The sequence below is a fragment of the Streptomyces sp. UH6 genome, assembly GCF_013421635.1.
In the GTDB taxonomy this organism is placed as follows: domain Bacteria; phylum Actinomycetota; class Actinomycetes; order Streptomycetales; family Streptomycetaceae; genus Streptomyces; species Streptomyces abyssomicinicus.
Genome location: NZ_JACADT010001231.1, coordinates 1 through 1,429 on the forward strand (window position 1 = coordinate 1; position 1,429 = coordinate 1,429).

Below are 1,429 nucleotides of genomic sequence, written 5' to 3' on the forward strand. Positions count from 1 at the left end.
CGGACCAGGCGTCCGCCGGTCACGACGGCCACTCCCCCGCGTCCACGCCGGCCTCCCCGGCTTCTCCGGCCTCCCCGGGCGGGCGGAACTCCGCCGACGTGGCCTTCGCCCAGGGGATGATCCCGCACCACCGCCAGGCCGTGGAGATGGCCGACCTCGCGCCCGGCCGGGCGGGGTCGGACGAGGTGAGGAGCCTCGCCGCGGAGATCAAGAAGGCCCAGGGGCCGGAGATCACCACCCTCTCCGGCTGGTTGACCTCCTGGGGCGAGGAGCAGCCCGCCGAGGACGCCGGGGGCCACGCCGCCCACGGCGCGGGCGGAATGATGTCCGCGCAGGACATGGAGCTGCTGAGGAAGGCGTCCGGCGCCGCGTTCGACCGGGCCTTCCTGCGGATGATGATCGAACACCACGAGGGCGCCGTGGCCATGGCCCGGACGGAGACGGCCGAGGGGTCGCACGCGCCGGCCCGGGAAATGGCCGGCGGGATCACCGCCTCCCAGACGGCCGAGATCGAGCGGATGGAGAAGCTGCTCGGCGAGATCGGCGAGAGCTGACATCTCCGCCTCCCCGTCGTCCCCCGTGGGGCGGGTGCGCCGCGGCGCACCCGCCCCACGGGCCTTCCGGCACGCCGGGACGACACTTCCGGAATACCCCCAGGGGGTATACGGTTCAGGTGTGCGGGGGCCGCGGACGGTCCCGCCCGAGAGCCGCCTGACAGTGATGGGGAGAACGGTCATGGAGCACAGCACGGAACACACCGGTGACGCGCACGGCCACGGGCACGACCACGCCCACCAGCACGAGCACCACCAGGGCCACGATCACGGGCACCACCACGGCCACGGCCACGGGCACGGCGGCCGTCCGGCCGGGTCGGGGGCGTCGTGGGCCATGGCCGCCAAGGCGACGCTGCACTGCCTCACCGGCTGCGCCGTCGGCGAGATCCTCGGCATGGTGATCGGCACCGCGCTGCTGTGGGGCAACGTCCCGACGATGGTGCTGGCGATCGCGCTGGCCTTCGTCTTCGGCTACTCCTTCACCCTGTTCGCGGTCCGCCGGGCCGGGCTCGGCCTGAGGAACGCGGTCAAGGTGGCGCTGGCCGCCGACACCGTCTCGATCGCGGTCATGGAGCTGGTCGACAACGGGATCATCGCGCTGGTCCCCGGGGCGATGGACGCCCATCTGTCCGACGGCCTGTTCTGGTCGGCGCTGCTGGGCGGCTTCGCGGTCGCGTTCCTGGTGACCACCCCGGTCAACAAGTGGATGATCGGCCGTGGCAAGGGACACGCCGTCGTCCACGGCTTCCACTGACGGCTCGGGTCACCCCGTGTACCGGCGGGCGGTCGAGGCTCGCTGCGACGCCTCCAGGAGCGCCAGGCGGGACTCCACCGCCGCCGGCAGCACCCGCCGTTCGCGCAGCACCCACGGC

Annotated in this window: 2 protein-coding genes and 1 pseudogene; 2 read left to right on the forward strand and 1 reads right to left on the reverse strand. The window is 73.4% G+C overall.

Annotated features, from left to right (window positions below):
- Together HW445_RS30850 and HW445_RS30855 are read left to right on the forward strand one after the other, a co-directional pair.
- Positions 1 to 554: DUF305 domain-containing protein (locus tag HW445_RS30850; RefSeq protein WP_180224084.1), on the forward strand; the 554-nt coding region annotated here is incomplete at its 5' end.
- A gap of 181 nt (positions 555 to 735) precedes the next feature.
- Complete coding sequence (locus tag HW445_RS30855; protein ID WP_180224085.1) at positions 736 to 1,311, forward strand: DUF4396 domain-containing protein; 576 nt, start codon at positions 736 to 738, stop codon at positions 1,309 to 1,311.
- Between the two features lie 9 nt (positions 1,312 to 1,320).
- Here HW445_RS30855 and HW445_RS33920 read toward each other — a convergent pair.
- Positions 1,321 to 1,429: pseudogene (locus HW445_RS33920) on the reverse strand (glycosyltransferase family 2 protein); the annotation flags it as partial.

Coding starts and splice junctions, on each gene's coding strand:
- HW445_RS30855 (WP_180224085.1), top strand. CDS start 736: ATGGAGCACAGCACGGAACACACCGGTGACGCGCACGGCCACGGGCAC.